This window comes from Thermocatellispora tengchongensis (assembly GCF_014202315.1).
GTDB lineage: Bacteria > Actinomycetota > Actinomycetes > Streptosporangiales > Streptosporangiaceae > Thermocatellispora > Thermocatellispora tengchongensis.
The window spans coordinates 117,202-135,288 of sequence record NZ_JACHGN010000009.1 but is presented as its reverse complement, the minus strand read 5'-3'; the positions used below and the strand labels follow the sequence as shown (position 1 = coordinate 135,288).

The window sequence follows — 18,087 nt, the reverse complement described above, 5'->3', positions numbered from 1 at the left end:
GGGGCCGCGGCTGTCAGACGATCGGGGGGCGGCCGAGGCGGAGCATGCGCCAGGCGGTGCGCCAGGCCATGGGGCGGCGTTCGCCGGCGGGTTCGCGGAGGCCCTCGGCGAAGCCCTTGAACCAGGCGCGCAGGGCCATGCCGGAGCGTTCGCGCAGGAGGGTGAGCACGACCCAGTCGAGGAGGTAGAGGACGGCCAGGGGCCAGGGGAGGTTGCGGCGGGCCAGCCAGACGCGGTTGCGGGCGTTGAGGCGGTAGAAGTCGGCGTGGCGGGTGGGGGGCACCTGCGGGTGGTACATCACCGTCTCGGCGTCGTACTCGATGCGGTAGCCCTCGCCCAGCAGGCGCCAGGCCAGGTCGGTCTCCTCGTGGGCGTAGAAGAAGCGCTCGGGCAGGCCGCCGACCTGGAGGAAGGCCGAGCGGCGGATCGCGCAGGCGCCGCCGAGGAAGGTGGTGACCGGGGAGGAGCGCTGCGGGTCGCCGGCGCGGAGCCGGGGCACGTGGCGGCGCTGGCCGTTGCCGCCTTCGGGGTCCATGACCCGGAAGGAGATGACGGCGAGGTCGGGCTCGGTGGCGAAGCGCTCGCGCACGTGGGCGGCGACCTTCTGGTTGGCGTACCAGCCGTCGTCGTCGAGGAACATCACCACGTCGCCGGAGCACTCCTCGACGCCGCGGTTGCGCCCGCCCGGGATGCCGGTGTTGCGGGCCAGGCGCACGGTCTTGACGGTGCTGCCGGGCGGGGGCGCGGCGGTCAGCTCGGGCACGTCGGCGCCGTTGCCGACGATCACCACCTCGACGTCGCCGTCGGCCTGGCTGAGGGCGGACTCGACCGCCCGGTCCAGTTCGGCGACCCGGTTGCCCATGGTGAGGATGACGCACGAAATCTTCAACGCGTCATCGTCCTGACGCGTCGATGGTAGGTGCGGAGCATACTTTCATGATCACCGAGTCTGCATCGTCGGGCTGTTGCGTCGGGGCGCCTTGTTCCAGTTTTACCGGGAAATAAGCGTATCCGAACTGCTAGCAAACCCCCACCGAACAGTGGGTGTCCGCCAGTTACGACGCGCCGAGGCGCCCGTTGGTTCCTCATGGCCCGCACGCTCATGCCAGCCGCCTCGACGCGAGGATGCTGACCAGGTGCAACACGAGCTGGACCACCGCGACCACCGCGCAGGCGACGGTCAGCACCCGGGTGGCGGCCAGGCCGCCCGCCAGGGCGTCCCAGACCGCGGCCAGCACCGCGAGCAGCGACAGCTCCACCGCCTGGACGATCCGGTGGAAGCGCAGCGCGGCGGCGGCCTTGCGGGCCAGGCCCAGGCCGCGCGAGCGGAACTGGCCGGCCGACGTCTCGGTGGCGGCCACCAGGCCCGAGCGGGCCCGCGCGACGTCCACCAGGTCGGTCTCGGCCTTGATCAGGATGGCGCCGAGCGCGGCGGCGAACCCGAGCACGGTGTACCAGTCGGGCAGGGTCGCCGAGGCCCGGAACCCCAGCCCGATCAGCAGCGCGGCCTCGGCGAAGTAGTGGCCCACCCGGTCGAGGTAGACGCCGGTGATCGAGGTGCGGCCGGTCCAGCGGGCCAGCTCGCCGTCGGAGCAGTCGAGCAGGAGGTAGACCTGCACCAGCAGCGCGGCGCCGAGCGCCGCCCAAAGGCCGGGCAGCGCCAGCACCGCGCCCGCGAGCAGCCCGAACAGGATCATCAGCCCGGTGGTCTGGTTGGGCGTGATCGGGGTCTTGGCCAGCGCCCAGGTGACGTACACCGAGATGCGGCGCATGTAGAGCAGCCCGGCCCAGTGCTCGCCGCTGCGCCGGTCCATGGTGGTCTGCGGCTGCGCGACCACCCTCAGCTCAGCGACCGACGGCCCGGACATAGCCTTCCACCCGCTCCCTCGCCTCGGGCTCGGACAGTCTCAGGTGCTCCAGGATCGTGTAGCGCCCCGGCCGGGTGGAGGGCGCCAGCATCACCGCGGCGGTGAACTCCTCCTCGCTCAGCCCCACGTCACCGGGGGTGACGGGCAGCTCGTGCCGGCGCAGGCACTCGACGACCTGGTCGAGACGGGACCTGTCGTCCCTGAGATAGAAGCAGAAGGCGGCTCCGATCCCGGCGAGCTCGCCGTGGTTGGAGGTGCCCGGAAAAAGCTGGTCCACGGCATGCAGGATCTCATGGTCGCCGCCGCTGGATGGCCGAGATGAACCAGCGATGACCATTGACATACCAGAGAGGATCAACGACTCGGCCAAGACGGTGAGGAACGCGTCGGACTCGATCGAGTCGCTGCGGCCGATCACCGCCTCGGCCGCGGTGCGGGCCATGGAGCAGGCCAGGCCGTCGATCGGCTCGCCGCGCTCGGCCGCGCCGAGCTGCCAGTCCTCGATCGCCGACAGGTTGCTGACCACGTCGCCGATCCCGGCCCGTACGAGCGACGCCGGCGCGTCGTGCACGTAGTCGAGGTCCACCATGATCGCCAGCGGCATGGGCACGCCGAAGGAGCCCTTGCCGCCCTCGTGCACCAGCGACGCGACCGGCGAGCAGATGCCGTCATGGGACAGGTTGGTGGCGATGGCCACCATCGGGATGCCGGCCAGCGACGCGGCGTACTTGGTCGCGTCGATGGTCTTGCCGCCGCCGATTCCGATGACCGCTTCGTACGCCCCCTTGCGCAGGTCGCCGCCGAGGGTGACCGCGGCGTCCACCGACCCGTCGGGCACCCGGAACACCTCGGCCTCGCCCAGCGTGGCCGCGACCACGCCGGAGATCTTGTCGCCCTGGGCGGCGCCCACCGCCACGGCGACCCGGCCGGAGGTCGCCACCCGGCTGTCGGCGAGCAGCGGCCCGAGCTGTGCGATGGCTCCCCGGCGCACCTCCATCATCAGCGGCGCCGGGAGCATCCTGGCTAGTATCGGCATGCAATCTCCCTGGCCTTGGCCAGGTCCTCGTGGTTGTCCACCTCGACCCACTCGACCTTGCCGATCGGGGCGACGGCGATGCGCTCGCCGCGCGCGACCATCTCGGCGTAGCCGTCCTCGTAGTAGAGCTGCGGGTCGCGCTCGAAGGTGGCCTGCAGCGCGTCGGCCAGCCGCGCGGCGGCGCCGGGGCGGATCAGCGTGGCCCCGATGTACTCGCCGTACGCCTCGGCGGGCTCCATCAGCTTGGTGATGCGGCGCAGGTCGCCCTCGGGCGAGAGGGTGACCTTCATCTCCTCCTCGCCCAGGGTCTTCACGTCGTCCACCGCGAGGAGGATGTCGGTCTCGGCGGGCGCGGCGAGCAGGGTCTCCTCCACGGAGTGGGGGTGGACGGTGTCGCCGTTGACGAGCAGCGCGCCCTGCTCGAAGTAGTCGCGCGCGCACCACAGGGAATAGGCGTTGTTCCACTCCTCGGCCTTGTCGTTGTGCACGAGGGTGAGCTTCACGCCGTGACGCCGCTCCAGCTCGTCCTTGCGGTCGTGGACGGCCTGCGCGGCGTAGCCGATGATGACGACGACGTCACGGAGGTCCACCGCGGCGAGGTTGCGCAGCGAGATGTCCATGATCGTGGTGTCGCCGTCGACCGGCACCAGCGCCTTGGGCAGCGTGTCGGTGTAGGGCCGCAGGCGTCTCCCGGCCCCGGCGGCCAGCACCATTCCCAGCAACGTGCACTCCTCATCCGAGCGTTGCCTACCGTGGCGCTCAACTCCACCCCGGTCGGCGTCCAAGCGTGACTTCGTAGGCCCAAAGGTTAGTTGCCTTCAGGTCGTGATCGTGTAATCGCCCGTTAGCCGGGAGCTGAGATTGTATTAATCCTCAGCGCCCAAGTCGGCCGCGTCCAGCCCCGTTCTGGGGGCGGCCAGCCAGCAGGTCAGGCTCTCCCAGGCGAACAGGCCCCACAGGTACGCCGTGAGCAACAGGTACACCGGGGTCACCATGCCGGCGAGCCCGGCCAGGGCCACCAGGAGCATGCGGCCCTCCCAGCCGAGGCCGAGCGTGGCCAGCCAGGGCGGCGGGTAGACCTTCTGCCGCAGCCGATAGACCACGTCGTAGTGGTGGAAGGCCATGGCGCCGAGCACCAGGACGATCACGAACGGCGGCACGTCGTGCGCGAAGCCGACCGCGGCCACGAAGACGTACTCGGTGAGCCGCAGGATCGGCGGCACCAGCCAGTCGAGCCGCCCGTCGTGGGCGTGGGAGCTGCCGGGCCCGGCCAGCAGCAGCGCGACCGCGGGGGCGAACACCGCCAGGCCCTCGGTGCCGGCCACGCCGACGAGCAGCAGCACGGCGGTCACGAAGGCGCCCGCCAGCGCGGGCGGCAGCGGCGGGAGCTGCCCGGCGACGATCATGCCCATGCCGCGGGACAGGGGCCCGTCGTCGCGGTAGGCCACGAGCCTGCTGTGCGGGACCGGAATCATGTCCACGGAGATCATCTTCTCCCCCCGGCGCGGTGGGTCATGACAGGGACCTCGCGATCCGCCCGGTCAGGGTGTAGACGGCGGCGAGGCCGCCCCAGCACAGCAGCGCCAGGAAGGTGACCTTCGCGTCGAACAGGGCCGCGGTGACCGCGATGAGGGCCATGCGCTCGCCGATCGGCAGCACGATCGCCTTCTTCAGCATGCGGGTGGCCTGGCGGCGGTCCAGGCCGCGCGCCAGGCGCAGGAGCCCGCTGTCGCCCGCGGGGCCGGGCGGCGGGCCGGCGTAGGGGGCGTCGCCGGGGTCGGCGAGCGGGCGGGGCGGGAGCGGCGTCTGCGCCGCGGCGTCGCGGGCGGCGTCGGCGCGGGCGCCGGCGTACGAGAAGTCGATCATGTGCCGGAGCGCCTGGAGGATCATCGCGGCCACCGCCAGGGTCCAGATGGTGCCCCACCACGGCCCGATCGCCACGGCCCCGGCGGTGTATCCGGCGGCGAGGCCGATGTAGACCATGTACTCCTTCGCCCGGTCCAACGTGGCGTCGAGCCAGGCGCCGAGCGGGGAGAAGGACCGGGTGTAGCGGGCGAGCTGGCCGTCCACGCAGTCGAACACGAACGACAGGCACAGCAGCGCCGCGCCGTACAGCCGGCCGCGCGCGGAGTCCTCGGAGAACCAGATCGCGGCCAGGAACGCCAGCCCGGTGGAGATGCCGGTGACCTGGTTGGGGGTGAGCGAGAGCCGGGCCGCCAGCTTGACCAGGTGGCGCGACCACGAGCTGACGAGGTAGGTGGCCACGAAGCCGTCGTCGGGCTTGATCGCGGCGTCGAGGCGGGCGGCGGACTCGTCCACCTCGGCCAGGCCGCGCAGCGCCGCGTCGGCCGCGGCGGCGCCGCTCACCCGCTCGCAGTGCAGCACGCCCAGGCGCGAGGCGCGTACCGGGACGCCCCGGCGCACCAGCCCCACCAGGATCAGATCGCCCACCTCGGCGCCGGTGACCGAGCCGAGCCTGCCCGCGCGCACCAGGTCGGCCAGCTCGTCGGCCACCTCGGCGAGGCCGCCCAGGTCGGCCTCGCCGACCTGTAAGACCCCGCGGAAGACCCCGTTGGGGGCCGGCACGTGGTGGAAGGAGCTGCCCGCGGAGACCACCTGGCCGTGCTCGATCCGCACGGGCGGGGTGAGCGGCCCGCCGGGCGGGGCCGCGCCGGGCACGGGGCCGGGCGCGTCGGAGACGAGCGCGGTGGTGTCGCGCGCCGGGTGCTCGATCACCGAGGCGAGCGCCTCGGTGTGGGCGACCACGTCGCCGGGGACGATGACGACCGCGCCGGTGGACTCTCGGGCGATCTTGGCCACGCAGCGCAGGTCCTCCACCAGGCCGCGCGAGCCGTCTGCGGGGCCGGGCCCGACCGGCACCGAGGTGCGCGCCACGACGTGGACCTCGCGCACCGGCAGGGTGTCGAGCTGCCCGCCGAGGCGGTCGAGGATCGTGCCGTCCGCGCATGGCAGCCGGGCCGCGGGGGTCGTCGCGAGCACGACGGCTGCCGTCTGTGGGGCCTGCGGGCCCGTGGACTGTGCCAAGCGGCTTTCTCCCTTCCGTCGCCGGGATCGCCGTACGAACGGGAAGCGCGCACCCAGCGTAGCGATATGTTGACCGGATATCACGGGTGCGCGGTGACGTTTCGAGCGTGCTCGGGTAGTACCCCCTCCGGACCATTACGCTCGCGTTATCCGTACTCGACCCGCCTTTGCCAGCCGAAGGGACCATCCGATTTTGGCCACACCCGAAAGCAGCCGGCGCACCGTCGCGGTGATCCTCGCAGGCGGCGTGGGCCGGCGTATCGGCCACGGCACGCCCAAGCAGCTTCTGCAGATCGCCGGCCGGGCCATGCTGGAGCACACCATAGCGGTCTTCGAGGACGCCCCCGAGATCGACGAGATCATGGTGCTGATGGCGCCGGGCTACACCGGCGAGGTGGCCGAGCTGGCGGCGCGGCGCGGGTTCAAGAAGGTGGGCCGGGTGCTGGAGGGCGGCGCGACCCGCCCCGAGACCACGTGGCGCGCGCTGCGGGCGCTGGAGGGCGAGGAGCGGTGCGACGTGATGCTGCACGACGCCGCGCGCCCGCTGGTGTCCCGCTCGATCATCGCCAGATGCGCCGAGGCGCTGCGCGAGCACGTGGCGGTGGAAGTGGCCATCCCCACCTCCGACACGCTGCTGGTGGCCGCCTCAGGGCCGCAGGGCGGCGAATACGTGCGCGAGGTGCCCGACCGCTCGATGTACCGGCGGGCGCAGACGCCGCAGTGCTTCCGGCTGGAGCTGATCAGCCGGGCGTACGAGCGGGCGTTCGCCGACCCGGCCTTCCTGGAGCGGCCGGCGACCGACGACGTGGGGGTGGTGCTGCGCTACCTGCCCGAGGTGCCGATCTTCCTGGTGCCGGGCGGCGAGCACAACCTGAAGGTGACCCACCCCGCCGACATGGCGGTGGCCGAGACTCTGCTGCGGCTGGCCGAGGCCGAGGTCCCGGCGACCACGGCGGCGGCCAGGCGGGCGGCGCTCGGCGGGCGGACCATGGTCGTCTTCGGCGGGCACCACGGCGCGGGCGCCGACCTGGCGCGGCTCGCGGCCGGCTACGGGGCGACGGTGCGGTGCTTCTCCCGCACCCGCAACGCCGTACGCGTGGAGGACCCGGTCGCGGTCGCCGACGCGCTCGCCCAGGCGGCCGGCGAGACCGGCCGGATCGACTACGTCGTCAACGCCGCCCGGCTGCAGCACATGGGCAGGCTCGCCGAGGCCGCCGACGCCACCGTGGCCGAGGCCGCCGGGGTCGGCGTGCTCGGCCCGGTCAACGTGGCCCGCGCCGCCCTGCCCCACCTCCGCGAGACGCGCGGCCACCTGCTGCTGCACACCGGCGCCGCGCACGCCCGGGGCACGGCGGGCCGCGCCCTGGAGTCGGCGGCCGGCGCCGCCGTGGCCGGGCTCGCCCGCGCCCTGGCCGAGGAGTGGGCGGCGCACGGCGTACGGGTGTCGTGCGTGGACGCCGACACCGCCCGGTCGTGCGCCGAGACCTCGCTCGACGTCCTGGTGTCGGGCGCGGCCGGGGGTGTGGTGACGGGGTCTAGCGGGGCTTCTTGCTGAGGCTGGGCGGGCTGGTGATGAACCCCCAGCCCCAGGAGATGTGCATGGTCGCGTAGACCAGCGGCAGGCGCACCAGGGCCGCGGGCTCAAGGCCGCGGCCGGTCACCACCGTGCCGCCGAGGATGGCGGCGACGTACGCGCCGGGGATGAGCAGGCCCGGCCAGAAGAACGGCGAGACCGCCAGCCCGGCCGCCATCGCCAGCACGGCGAGCGGGGGCGCGAGGTAGCGCATGTTGATCGTGCCCGCGTGGGTGCGCGCGACGACCCGCCGCCAGCGGCCGTAGTGGAAGTACTGCTTGGCCAGCGCGCGCACGTTGGGGCGGGGGCGGTAGGTGACCCGCATGCGCGGCTCGAACCAGACCAGGCCGCCGGTCTCGCGGATGCGGTGGTTCATCTCCCAGTCCTGGGCGCGCTGGAAGTGCTCGTCGTAGCCGCCGACCCGCTCCAGCGCGGAGCGGCGGAACACGCCGAGGTAGACGGTGTCGGCGGGCCCCGCCTCGCCGCCGGTGTGGAACCGCGCGCCCCCGACGCCGATCTTGGACGTCATGGCGCGGGCCACGGCCTTCTGGAACGGTGTGATGCCCTCGGCCGCCATGATGCCGCCGACGTTGTCGGCGCCCGTCCGCTCCAGGGTCTCGACCGCCACCTTGAGGTAGTCGCCGGGGAGCATCGCGTGCCCATCGACCCGGGCGACGATGTCGCAGGTGGAGGCGCCGATGGCGGCGTTGAGCGCGTTGGGGGTGCGTCCGGTCGGGTTGGGCACCACGCGCACCCGCGGGTCCTCGGCCGCCAGCGCGTCGGCGACCTCCTGGGTGCGGTCGTGAGATGGCCCGACGGCGAGGACCACCTCGATGGGGCCGTCGTACGCCTGGGCGAGGACCTGCCGCACGGCCTCGCGCAGATGGCGCTCCTCGTTGAGCACGGGCATGACGACGGAGACGGGGGGCCAGTCGCGGGTCTTCCGGGATGTCTTCCGAGATTCGGACGATTGAGAAGAGGCCGCCGGCGCATGCGAGTCGGGGAACTGCTTCATGGCTGCGCTCACGCTACTGTACGAGCGGGTGGTGACGGCAACCTCATCGGCAAGGTAGACCAGGGTAAAACGGGGACCACGACAACCTAGGGGGGCGGCACATGCGCGACCCGGCGGAGGAGAGCTCGGGGGTGCGCGTGGGCGGCGACGCCTACGGCGGCGTACGGCTGAACGCGCGCCGCGCCACGCGGGCGTCCAAGAGCGCCAGGGTACGCCGGCGCAGGCTGGCGGTCGCCGGCTCGCTGTCGGGCCTGGTGCTGATGGGGTCCTGCGCGTCGTGGGCGCTGCCCAACTACGCCGCCGGGCGGATCGGCAAGGTGGACGCCGGGGTCACCGGCTCCGAGCCGCGCGGGGCGATGAACATCCTGGTCGTCGGGGTGGACAAGCGCGACAACCTCACCCGCAGGCAGCAGAACCTGCTCAAGCTGGGCCGCGAGTCGGGGCAGCGCACCGACACGATGATGGTCGTGCACCTGTCGGAGGACCACAGCAAGGTGACCGTGGTCAGCCTGCCGCGCGACACGTGGGTGACGATCCCGGGCAAGGGCCAGCACAAGATCAACTCCGCGTACCAGTTCGGCGGCGCGAAGCTGGCGGTCAAGACGGTGCAGAACGTGACCGGGCTGACCATCAACCACTACGTCGAGGTCAACGTGCTCGGCTTCATCGACGTGGTCGACTCGCTGGGCGGGGTCTCGGTGTGCACGCCGGTGCCGATCAACGACCCCAAGACCGCGCTGACCCTGCAGCCGGGCACGTACAAGCTGGACGGGGTGAAGGCGCTGGCGTTCGCGCGCACCCGGGCCACCGCGCGCTCCGACCTGGACCGGATCGACCGGCAGCAGCAGGTGCTCAGCGCGCTGCTCGGCCAGGCGCTCAGCACCGGCACGCTGACCAACCCGGCCAAGCTCACCAGCCTGGTCAACAGCACCCTGCAGACCCTGACCGTGGACGACGCGCTGGCCGACGACCTGCTCGGCCTGGCCGGCCAGCTCAAGGACGTCTCGACCGACGACGTCTCCTTCGCCACGGTGCCCATCGCCGACCCCGACTACAAGACCCCCACCGGCGAGTCGGCGGTCCTGTGGAACACCGCGGCGGCCAAGGAGCTGTTCCGCCGCATCGCCGCCGACGAGCCGCTGACCAAGCCGGCCGCCAAGACCCCCAAGCCGACCCCGTCCACCTCCAAGTCCTCCGCCCCCAAGCTGACGGTCCCGCCCGAGCGCATCGCGATCCGGGTGCTCAACGGCACCGGCATCACCGGCCGGGGCGCCGCGACCAAGGCCGACCTGCTCAGCGTGGGCTTCCAGGTGCCGTCCGACCCCGGCAACACGGCCACGCCCGACTACGAGAAGACCGTGATCCGTTACGGTCCCGGCCGCCGCGACAGCGCCCTGACCGTTTCCGCCGCCCTGCCGGGCGCCGAGCTGCGCGAGGTCACCACGATCGGCAACCGCATCGAGGTGATCCGGGGCCGCCAGTACGGCGGCGTCAAGAAGGTCACGGTCAAGCCCGAGACCCCCGCGACCACCGGCCCCAGCGCGACCCCGGTCCCGTCGGCCAAGACCGCCACGGAGAACATCTGCAAACCGTGAAATTCGCCGGACCGGCCGGCCACTTGACCGAATACTTACGTATTTCACGGGTATTTCGGTATTGAACGTGGTTCGGGTAGGGTGACCGGTTCCCGGCGTCCATAGGTACGGACCCCCGCTCCCCTCACCTGTTCGTCCCGGGGAGGAGTTGACTGCCCATGGAGATCCTCGCCTGGCGGGAGGGGCCGAGCACGGTGATCCAGCCGCGCGGCGACCTCGACATCGCCGCCACGCCGAGACTCAGGGTGGCGATCGACCGCGCGCTGCACACCGACGAGGCTCCATGCCTGATCCTGGACCTCGCCGAGGTCCCGTTCTGCGACTCGGTCGGCCTGGGCTTGCTGGTGCACACGCTCAACCGGGTGCGCGACGCCCGCGGCCGGTTCGTCCTAGCGGTCCCCGAGGGCATGATCACCCACCTGCTCACGATCACCAACCTGCACCGCCACTTCGAGACCTACCCCGACCTCGACCAGGCCAGAGCCTCCCTCGCCACCCGGACCTGAACACCCGGCCTCGCCCCACCCGGCGGAGAGGACCACGCCACCGGCACCCGGAGTCCGACCAAAGTAGCCCCCTTCCGCGACCGACGGCCGACGCGCGTCCCGTCCCCCCGCCTCCAGCCTGGTGCCATGAAACGCGCGCTCGAACTGGCCGGCGGCCTGCTCCTCCTCCAGGGGGTGGCCGGCCTGATCCACACCCTCTTCGGCTTCTGGACCTGGGCCCGCCCCATCCTGCTGGTCAATCTGCCCTTCCTGGACGGCTACGAGATCTTCACGGCCATCGCACTGGGCGTGCTCGGGTTCGCGCTGTACGCCGCCGCCGACACCATGTCCGGCAAAACCGACGATTAGTGGATCCGACTGCTCTGGCGCTGCTCGTAACGTACGCCGGAGTCCACCGACGCCTCCGCCTTCGCCACGGCCCCCAGGAACAGGTTCCTGGTGGACCTGCCGGCCTGCTTGTACTCGATCGCCAGCGCCCTAGCCGCGTTGACCAGCGAAGCCCCCCGCAACCGCAGGGCGGCGGCCTGCGGGACCTTGCCGGTCGCCCGCGCCTTCCAGTGCTCGGCGATGCGGAGCCACTGCCCGGACTTCTCCCGCTCCTCCTCTCCGTCGCCCGCGCCGTGGGCCTCGCACGCGAACAGCACCGCCAGCTCGTACGCGGCCTTGGGGTCCTCACCCGTCTCTGCGCGCTCGACCCGCCGCGCCCCTACCCGGCCCCACTCCACGGGCATCAGCCGCATGGTGGCCGTGAATCGCGCCGGGGTCTCACCGGGGGCCGGAGCCAGGATGTCCCCCGTCGTCTCGGCGTCGGCGGGGGACGCGGACCGCTCCTCGTCCTTGGCGGCCTGCCAGAGCGCCCGGAACTCCCCGCGCAGGTCGTCCAGCGGCTCCGGGCCAAGGTCGGACTCCACGGCTATCCGGTGGCAGACCAGTACGAACATCCGCACGGCCTGCCACGACGGCACCTTCCCGTGCCGGTTCCGCACCAGATCACAGGCCGTCGATCGGGGCAGCACCCTGAGCCGGCCGTCCTCGTCTCTGAACTCGGCGTGGATCCTGCCCGAGACCCGTTCTATGGCTTCGAACCCCGGCTCCCCGGCCTCCACGTAGTACAGCTTCTGGATGCGATCGATGAGCGACGCGAGGGCGCCGTTGCCCCGCTCGGTTTTGGTCATGGCTGAGCCTTACTTCAGGAATGACGGATCCCCGCTGTGGCATGGGGGGAGGGCACGCAGGACTTAGACACTGGCTTTGCCCCGAACGCCACCATTGTCGCACAAGACATCTCTCGTGGGGATTCATCACAAGTTTCACAACGGCGCATTCTGTTGCAGTTCAGAGGGAAACTTCCGGTGTCATCCGAAGTCTTCCGAGTTGCCGGCGATCACGTTCGACATCCCACACCCGCGGGCCCGGGCTGATATCCGTACCGCCATGACCCAACCCCGCACACGGCACCGAGGCCGGAGCCGCCGCCCGAGCACGGCGAGCCTGGTCTGGTCCGCGATCTGCGGCCTCCTGCTCTCCATCCTGGTCGGAGTCGCCGCCGCACTGCTCGCCCACGGCGGGGGCCACCCGATCGCCGACGCCATCATGACCGGAGCAGCGGCGGCGGGTGGTTTCGCCGGCCTGTGGATCGCGGGCACCGCGGCGTTGTACACCGCGATCAGGCGATAGCGCCCCTCTCACCGGGATGCCGTTTCCCGATCATGACTCACCAGACATACATTCGGTTATCAGCGGAAGTCATGAATTCCAGAAACCTCGCTTTTCACCACGATATCGAAAGCAACGATTACCACAACTCCCAGCAGCCGCACTCGCCGGCGTACCGTTCCAGGGCGGCGAGCCCACCCCCTGCGGCCGTGCATCCCGGAGCAGATCCTCTACATCGCCGCAGCCCTCATCGCGGCCAGGTCGGCCGGCCCCTCCGCCGCACCGTAGGCACCCCCACACGCCGCCGATCCCAGCCGACACACCTCACGCCGTCTCCTCCCCCGCCCGCCGGGACTGGCGCCACTCCAGCGCCTCCGGCAGGTCCCGGTACTCAAGGAGATGCTGTCCGGCGATCTTCTCCAGCAGTTCCCTCACCTCTGCCGGCGTGGCGTGGAAGAACTCCCTGCGGAGATTGACCTTGTTGACGCGCCGCTCGCTCAGCGCGGCGTGCAGGCGCGCCTCAAGCCCGACCGCGTCGTCACTGAAGATCAGCGCGTGCGTGTCGAACTTGAACGGCACCGAGGCGTCGCCCAGCTCCCGCACCCGGTCCTCGGGCTCCAGCCTGCGCGTCATGCCGATCTTGATCACGTTGTCCCCGAAGGCGCCCACGTTCGAGATCACGTACACGTATCCGGCCCGGATGTTGGCCTCTCGTGCCTCGACATCGCTGACCGCCGCTCCGATCTCCTCCAGCTTGGCCTTCAGCTCCGCCACCGCGCCCTCGTCCCCGTTGGCCAGCACCTTCGACAGGGCGGCACGGTAGTGTGCCTCCTCCTTGCGCAGCCTGGCCTTCTCGCGCTCGAACTCCCTGCGCGCGGCCTCCTCCTCCCGCTGCCGTTCACGCTGGGCGCGTACGCGCTCCTTCTCCTCCTCCTGCTTCGCCAGATGGTCGGCGGTCAGTTCGAGCTCCAGAAGCCGCAACCGGTGGTACTCCACGGTGACATGGATGTTCATCGTCTTGCCGAGCTTGACGATCAACTGGACCGCCTTCTCCAACCGGTCGATGGCCGACTGCAGCTTGTACGGCCTCATGGTCCGCACGCAGTTGTCGGCCTCGGCGTTGTACGCGCGCAACATCAGCTTGGAGAAGTCGCGCACCATGCGGCGTCCTTCGGCCAGTGAGCCGTTCACCTGCCAGTTGGTGGCGCCGACCACCGCATTGCCGTCCCTGGCCATCGCCTTGATCCGCGACCTGATCTCCGCGAGCCTGTCCTTGTAGGCGACGGCGTCGGTCAGCGGGTGGCGGTACTCGTAGACTCCCACCTCCTGCAGCAGGGCCGTCTCCTCGGTCAGCACGATCTGGCGCTGGACCTCCATGAGCCGGCGGCCGGCGTCCTCGATCGCCTTGCCCAGCTCGGCCTGTTGCTCGTACAGGTCGCGCACCATGGCGGAGACCTGCACGGCCTCCATGGCGCCGAGCCGGTCGATCCAGGCGCGCAGTTCGGCGTTCTCCGCCTCCAGCTTCTTCTTGCCGGTGAAGAACCCTCCACTACGCTCGGGCACGGCCGGTCGGGGAGGGGGGACGGCGGCCTGGGGCGGAGCGGGCGCCGTTTCCGCGGCCACCCAGAACGGCCAGCCAGGCGGGGCAGGCGGCCAGGACGGATCGGGCTGCCACCCCGCGGGCGGGCGCCAGTCAGGCGGGGGCACCGGCCATCCGGGGGGCGAGTTGAACCGGTACTCCATCTCCGCACACTCCTCACTTCCGTCACGGCCGGCGATAACCGCCACAGAAGAAAGGACAGCCGTCTCAGCGTTGTGGTTTACCGCCGCCGATATGACGAAACCACAGCAGCCATGATCAGGAAATACCGCGGTAACGAGCGACCTGGGGAAGCCGGCGGATGAATTCCGATTTGTCGCTGAGGTCCCATGAGTCGCCGCCAGGCTCCGCATGGTAGGTGATGAACGGGAACTTGGCCTCGATACCGCGGGCACGGACCGCCTCCCCGAGGCTGTCCGTCCCCAGTCCGGTCGCCTTCTCGTAGGGTTCGAAGCTCACACAGCCCAGCATCTCGAATTCGGGCCACTCATCGTTCGTCCAAATCGAACGCCGTTCGGAGGTGATCCGTGTCAGGCGGAATCGGCCGTCCTTGGACCAGGTCGTCCGCTCATAGCCGCGGAAGAAGGAGCGTCTCAGCTCCAGAACGTGCCGGACCTGCGGCAACTCCATCACCCGATCGGGATTGTCGGCCACCGCCTCGAAGGCATCGCGGCCCATGCCGATCAGCCAGTTCACGAAGTATTCGAACCCATCCGAGGAGCCCCGGCCCATCAGCGCCCAGAACACCGCGTACATGTCCCAGGAACAGCCGCGGTTGGCGGCGAGTGTCCACCAGCGCTCGTAGTCGATGATGTCCTCCACCGGCAGGGCGGAAAGGCGCTCCTGCAGCCAGGCCGTACGTGCGGCCTTTGTCTCCGTCTCCCGGCCAGAGCGCTCGATCAGCTCCCAGAAACCGTCAAGGTCCATGGACAGCGATCACGACATCCCAAGGGCTCTCGCGCCAGGCGGCAGAAACGGCAGACCCGGCCCTCCTCACGTGGGCGGACCGGGTCATCGGGCCGGTTGTTTCGGCTATTTGAGAAGCTGGCGGGCCATGACCATTCTCTGGATCTGGTTGGTGCCCTCGTAGATCTGGGTGATCTTGGCGTCGCGCATCATGCGTTCCACCGGGAAGTCGCGGGTGTAGCCGTAGCCGCCGAACAACTGCACCGCGTCGGTCGTGATCTCCATGGCGGCGTCGCTGGCGGCGGTCTTGGCGGCGCTGGAGAAGAAGGTGAGGTCCTTGACCGGGGTGCCGTGCATGGCGAGTTCGCTCTTGGCGGCGGCGGCGTAGGTGAGCTGGCGGGCGGCTTCGAGCTTCATGGCCATGTCGGCGAGCATGAACTGCAGGCCCTGGAAGTCGGCGATGGGCCGGCCGAACTGCTTGCGCTCCTTGACGTAGCGGATGGCGTGGTCCAGGGCGCCCTGGGCGATGCCGAGGGCCTGGGCGGCGATGGTGATCCTGGTGTGGTCCAGGGTGGCCAGGGCGGTGCGGAAGCCGGTGCCGGGGGCGCCGATCATGCGGTCGGCGGGGATGCGGACGTTGTCGAGGCGGACCTGGCGGGTGGGGCTGGCCTTGATGCCGAGCTTCTTCTCCTTGGGGCCGAAGCTGACGCCCTCGTCGTTCTTCTCCACCACGAAGGCGGAGATGCCCTTGGCGCCCGCGTCGGGGTCGGTGACGGCCATGACCGTGTAGTACTCCGACACCCCGGCGTTGGTGATCCACATCTTGGTGCCGTTGAGGACGTAGTGGTCGCCGTCGCGTACGGCCCTGGTCTTCATGGAGGCGGCGTCGCTGCCGGCCTCGGGCTCGGACAGGGCGTAGGAGAACATGGCGTCGCCGCGGGCGACCGGGGGGAGGTAGCGCTGCTTCAGCTCTTCCGACGCCGACAGCAGGAGCGGCACCGTGCCCAGCTTGTTGACGGCGGGGATGAGGGAGGAGGAGGCGCAGGCGCGGGCCACCTCCTCGATGACGATCACCGTGGCGAGGGCGTCGGCGCCGGAGCCGCCGTACTCCTCGGGGACGTGCACGGCATGGAAGTCCGCCGCCACGAGGTCCTTGTAGACCTCCCAGGGGAACTCCTCGGCCTCGTCCGCCTCGGCGGCGCGCGGGGCGATCTTCTCGTCGGCCAGGGCCCGCACGGCCTCGCGAAGCATCTCGTGCTCCTCGGCCGGCGCATAGAGAGGGAAGCTCATAGACAGATACTAGGACGTCCAACAAATTACGCCACGGGGCACTGGCCGTATCGCTGGTTTACCGGCCTGACACCGTGGAAGGCGTGGGCCGATAGCATGCCTCGGCGACCCGACGGCGATGATTGGGTGTGTGGAGGGAGAGGAGCGCAGACGTGCCTTACCGCCTCACGGTGTATGGAACCGGATATCTGGGTGCGACGCACGCGGCATGCATGGCCGAACTGGGCTTCGAGGTGATGGGCCTCGACATCGACGAGGCCAAGATCGAGCGATTGCGGCGCGGCGAGCTCCCGATCCACGAACCCGGGCTCGGTGAGGTGCTCAGGCGCAACCTCGACGCGGGGCGGCTGCGGTTCACCACGTCGTACGAGGAGGCGGCGGCGTTCGGCGACGTGCACTTCGTCTGCGTGGGCACGCCGCAGAAGAAGGGCGAGAACGCCGCCGACGTGTCCTACCTCGACGCCGTGGTGGAGTCGCTGGCCCCGCACCTGGACCGCGAGTGCCTGGTGGTGGGCAAGTCCACGGTGCCCGTCGGCACCGCGCAGCGCCTGGCCGACAAGCTGGTACGCCTCGCGCCCGCGGGCGCCCAGGTCGAGCTGGCCTGGAACCCCGAGTTCCTGCGCGAGGGCTTCGCTGTCCACGACACCCTGCACCCCGACCGGATCGTGCTCGGGGTGGCCAGCGAGAAGGCGGAGAAGGTGCTGCGCGAGGTGTACGAGCCGCTCGGCGACGTGCCGATCATCGTCACCGACTACCCCACCGCGGAGCTGGTCAAGTCGGCCGCCAACGCGTTCCTCGCCACCAAGATCTCCTTCATCAACGCCATGGCCGAGGTGTGCGAGGCCGCGCACGCGGATGTGAAGCTGCTGTCCACCGCCCTGTCCTACGACGAGCGGATCGGCGGCAGGTTCCTCAACGCCGGGCTCGGCTTCGGCGGCGGGTGCCTGCCCAAGGACATCCGGGCGTTCATGGCGCGGGCGGGCGAGCTGGGGGCCGACCAGGCGCTGACGTTCCTGCGCGAGGTCGATGAGATCAACATGCGGCGGCGGGCGCGCATGGTGGACCTGGCCCGCGAGCTGGCCGGAGGCTCGTTCCACGGGTGCACGGTCGGGGTGCTGGGCGCGGCGTTCAAACCCAACTCCGACGACATCCGCGACTCCCCCGCGCTGGACGTGGCGGTGACGATCGGGCGGCAGGGCGGCCGGGTCACGGTGTACGACCCGGTCGCCCTGGACAACGCGCGCAAGGCGCACCCCCAGCTGTCGTACGGCACCTCCGCGCTCGACGCCGCCCGGGGCGCCCACGTGGTGCTGCTGCTGACCGAGTGGCAGGAGTTCATCGAGCTGGACCCGGAGGTGCTGGGCTCCGTCGTCAGCGACCGCAAGATCGTGGACGGGCGGAACGCGCTCGACCCGGAGGTGTGGCGGGCCGCCGGCTGGCACTACCGGGCCCTCGGCCGCCCCTAGCCGAACGGTTCGGCGACGGGCGGCTAAAGTTCCGCGGCCTCGGCGCGCAGCCGCTCGCCCTTGGCGTACGCCTGCTCCTTCAGGGTGTGCTGGAAGGCCCGCATGCGGGCCTGGAGGTCGGGGTCGGAGGCGGCCAGGATGCGTACGGCCAGCAGGCCGGCGTTGCGGGCGCCGCCGATCGCGACCGTGGCGACCGGCACCCCGGCGGGCATCTGCACGATCGACAGCAGCGAGTCCATGCCGTCGAGGTGCTTCAGCGGCACCGGCACGCCGATGACGGGCAGCGGGGTCACCGAGGCGAGCATGCCGGGCAGGTGGGCGGCCCCGCCCGCCCCGGCGATGATGACCTGGAGGCCGCGGTCGGCGGCCCCCGTGCCGTAGGCGATCATCTCCTGGGGCATGCGGTGCGCGGAGACCACGTCGGCCTCGAAGGGGACGCCGAACTCGGCGAGGGCCTCGGCGGCCTGGCGCATCACGGGCCAGTCGGAGTCGCTGCCCATGACGATGCCGACCTGGGGGATGCCCTGGGGG

18 protein-coding genes are annotated in these 18,087 nt (G+C 71.0%); 6 read left to right on the top strand and 12 right to left on the bottom strand.

Annotation, left to right across the window (positions count from 1 at the left end):
• Positions 1–13: 13 nt before the first annotated feature.
• The 6 genes from HNP84_RS21980 to HNP84_RS21955 form a co-directional block, all read right to left on the bottom strand.
• Positions 14–889 (bottom strand): glycosyltransferase, encoded by an 876-nt coding sequence (locus HNP84_RS21980; RefSeq protein WP_185051667.1) that lies wholly within the window; start codon positions 887–889, stop codon positions 14–16.
• 211 nt (positions 890–1,100) lie between these two features.
• On the bottom strand, positions 1,101–1,868 hold the full coding sequence (locus HNP84_RS21975; protein WP_185051666.1) for a CDP-alcohol phosphatidyltransferase family protein: 768 nt from the start codon (positions 1,866–1,868) through the stop codon (positions 1,101–1,103).
• A complete protein-coding gene (locus HNP84_RS21970; RefSeq protein WP_185051911.1) occupies positions 1,846–2,886 on the bottom strand; it encodes an iron-containing alcohol dehydrogenase family protein in 1,041 nt (346 codons plus the stop codon). The genes HNP84_RS21975 and HNP84_RS21970 overlap by 23 nt, the downstream gene beginning before the upstream one ends.
• 5 nt (positions 2,887–2,891) lie before the next feature.
• Entirely contained in the window at positions 2,892–3,626 is a 735-nt protein-coding gene (locus HNP84_RS21965) for a phosphocholine cytidylyltransferase family protein (RefSeq protein ID WP_185051665.1), read from the bottom strand.
• 144 nt (positions 3,627–3,770) lie between these two features.
• Positions 3,771–4,379 carry a DUF5941 domain-containing protein gene (locus tag HNP84_RS55125; protein WP_281396219.1) on the bottom strand — a complete coding sequence of 203 codons (609 nt, stop codon included), beginning with the start codon at positions 4,377–4,379 and terminating at the stop codon, positions 3,771–3,773.
• Between the two features lie 37 nt (positions 4,380–4,416).
• On the bottom strand, positions 4,417–5,949 hold the full coding sequence (locus HNP84_RS21955) for a CDP-alcohol phosphatidyltransferase family protein (protein ID WP_185051663.1): 1,533 nt from the start codon (positions 5,947–5,949) through the stop codon (positions 4,417–4,419).
• A 193-nt stretch (positions 5,950–6,142) separates the two neighbouring features.
• Between HNP84_RS21955 and HNP84_RS21950 the strand changes: the two genes are divergently transcribed.
• Entirely contained in the window at positions 6,143–7,504 is a 1,362-nt protein-coding gene (locus tag HNP84_RS21950; RefSeq protein ID WP_185051662.1) for an SDR family NAD(P)-dependent oxidoreductase, read from the top strand.
• Here the strand turns inward: HNP84_RS21950 and HNP84_RS21945 are convergent.
• The gene (locus HNP84_RS21945; protein WP_185051908.1) at positions 7,485–8,537 is read right to left on the bottom strand and encodes a glycosyltransferase family 2 protein; all 1,053 of its coding nucleotides are present in this window, start codon (positions 8,535–8,537) and stop codon (positions 7,485–7,487) included. The genes HNP84_RS21950 and HNP84_RS21945 overlap by 20 nt on opposite strands.
• A gap of 101 nt (positions 8,538–8,638) precedes the next feature.
• Here HNP84_RS21945 and HNP84_RS21940 point away from each other — a divergent pair, with 101 nt between their 5' ends.
• From HNP84_RS21940 to HNP84_RS21930, 3 genes are all read left to right on the top strand, one after another.
• Positions 8,639–10,132, top strand: coding sequence for an LCP family protein (locus HNP84_RS21940; protein WP_185051661.1), 1,494 nt, complete (start codon positions 8,639–8,641; stop codon positions 10,130–10,132).
• Between the two features lie 158 nt (positions 10,133–10,290).
• Positions 10,291–10,638 carry an STAS domain-containing protein gene (locus HNP84_RS21935; protein ID WP_185051660.1) on the top strand — a complete coding sequence of 116 codons (348 nt, stop codon included), beginning with the start codon at positions 10,291–10,293 and terminating at the stop codon, positions 10,636–10,638.
• A 126-nt stretch (positions 10,639–10,764) separates the two neighbouring features.
• Positions 10,765–10,986 (top strand): hypothetical protein, encoded by a 222-nt coding sequence (locus HNP84_RS21930; protein WP_185051659.1) that lies wholly within the window; start codon positions 10,765–10,767, stop codon positions 10,984–10,986.
• Here HNP84_RS21930 and HNP84_RS21925 read toward each other — a convergent pair.
• Positions 10,983–11,813, bottom strand: coding sequence for a hypothetical protein (locus HNP84_RS21925; protein WP_185051658.1), 831 nt, complete (start codon positions 11,811–11,813; stop codon positions 10,983–10,985). The two genes, HNP84_RS21930 and HNP84_RS21925, sit on opposite strands and share 4 nt — an antisense overlap.
• Before the next feature lie 259 nt (positions 11,814–12,072).
• Here HNP84_RS21925 and HNP84_RS21920 point away from each other — a divergent pair, with 259 nt between their 5' ends.
• On the top strand, positions 12,073–12,315 hold the full coding sequence (locus HNP84_RS21920; RefSeq protein WP_185051657.1) for a hypothetical protein: 243 nt from the start codon (positions 12,073–12,075) through the stop codon (positions 12,313–12,315).
• A gap of 303 nt (positions 12,316–12,618) precedes the next feature.
• Here the strand turns inward: HNP84_RS21920 and HNP84_RS53275 are convergent, their stop codons facing one another.
• The 3 genes from HNP84_RS53275 to HNP84_RS21905 all read right to left on the bottom strand — a co-directional run bounded on the left by HNP84_RS53275 (position 12,619) and on the right by HNP84_RS21905 (position 16,090).
• Entirely contained in the window at positions 12,619–13,857 is a 1,239-nt protein-coding gene (locus HNP84_RS53275) for an SNIPE associated domain-containing protein (RefSeq protein WP_312925432.1), read from the bottom strand.
• Positions 13,858–14,152: 295 nt separating this feature from the next.
• On the bottom strand, positions 14,153–14,821 hold the full coding sequence (locus tag HNP84_RS21910; protein ID WP_185051655.1) for a DUF4240 domain-containing protein: 669 nt from the start codon (positions 14,819–14,821) through the stop codon (positions 14,153–14,155).
• A 105-nt stretch (positions 14,822–14,926) separates the two neighbouring features.
• Complete coding sequence (locus HNP84_RS21905) at positions 14,927–16,090, bottom strand: acyl-CoA dehydrogenase family protein (RefSeq protein ID WP_185051654.1); 1,164 nt, start codon at positions 16,088–16,090, stop codon at positions 14,927–14,929.
• Between the two features lie 152 nt (positions 16,091–16,242).
• Between HNP84_RS21905 and HNP84_RS21900 the strand changes: the two genes are divergently transcribed.
• Entirely contained in the window at positions 16,243–17,556 is a 1,314-nt protein-coding gene (locus HNP84_RS21900) for a UDP-glucose dehydrogenase family protein (RefSeq protein WP_185051653.1), read from the top strand.
• Positions 17,557–17,579: 23 nt separating this feature from the next.
• On the opposite strand, the gene purE is transcribed toward HNP84_RS21900, so the two are convergent.
• Positions 17,580–18,077 carry a 5-(carboxyamino)imidazole ribonucleotide mutase gene (purE, locus tag HNP84_RS21895; protein ID WP_312925528.1) on the bottom strand — a complete coding sequence of 166 codons (498 nt, stop codon included), beginning with the start codon at positions 18,075–18,077 and terminating at the stop codon, positions 17,580–17,582.
• Positions 18,078–18,087: the final 10 nt, after the last annotated feature.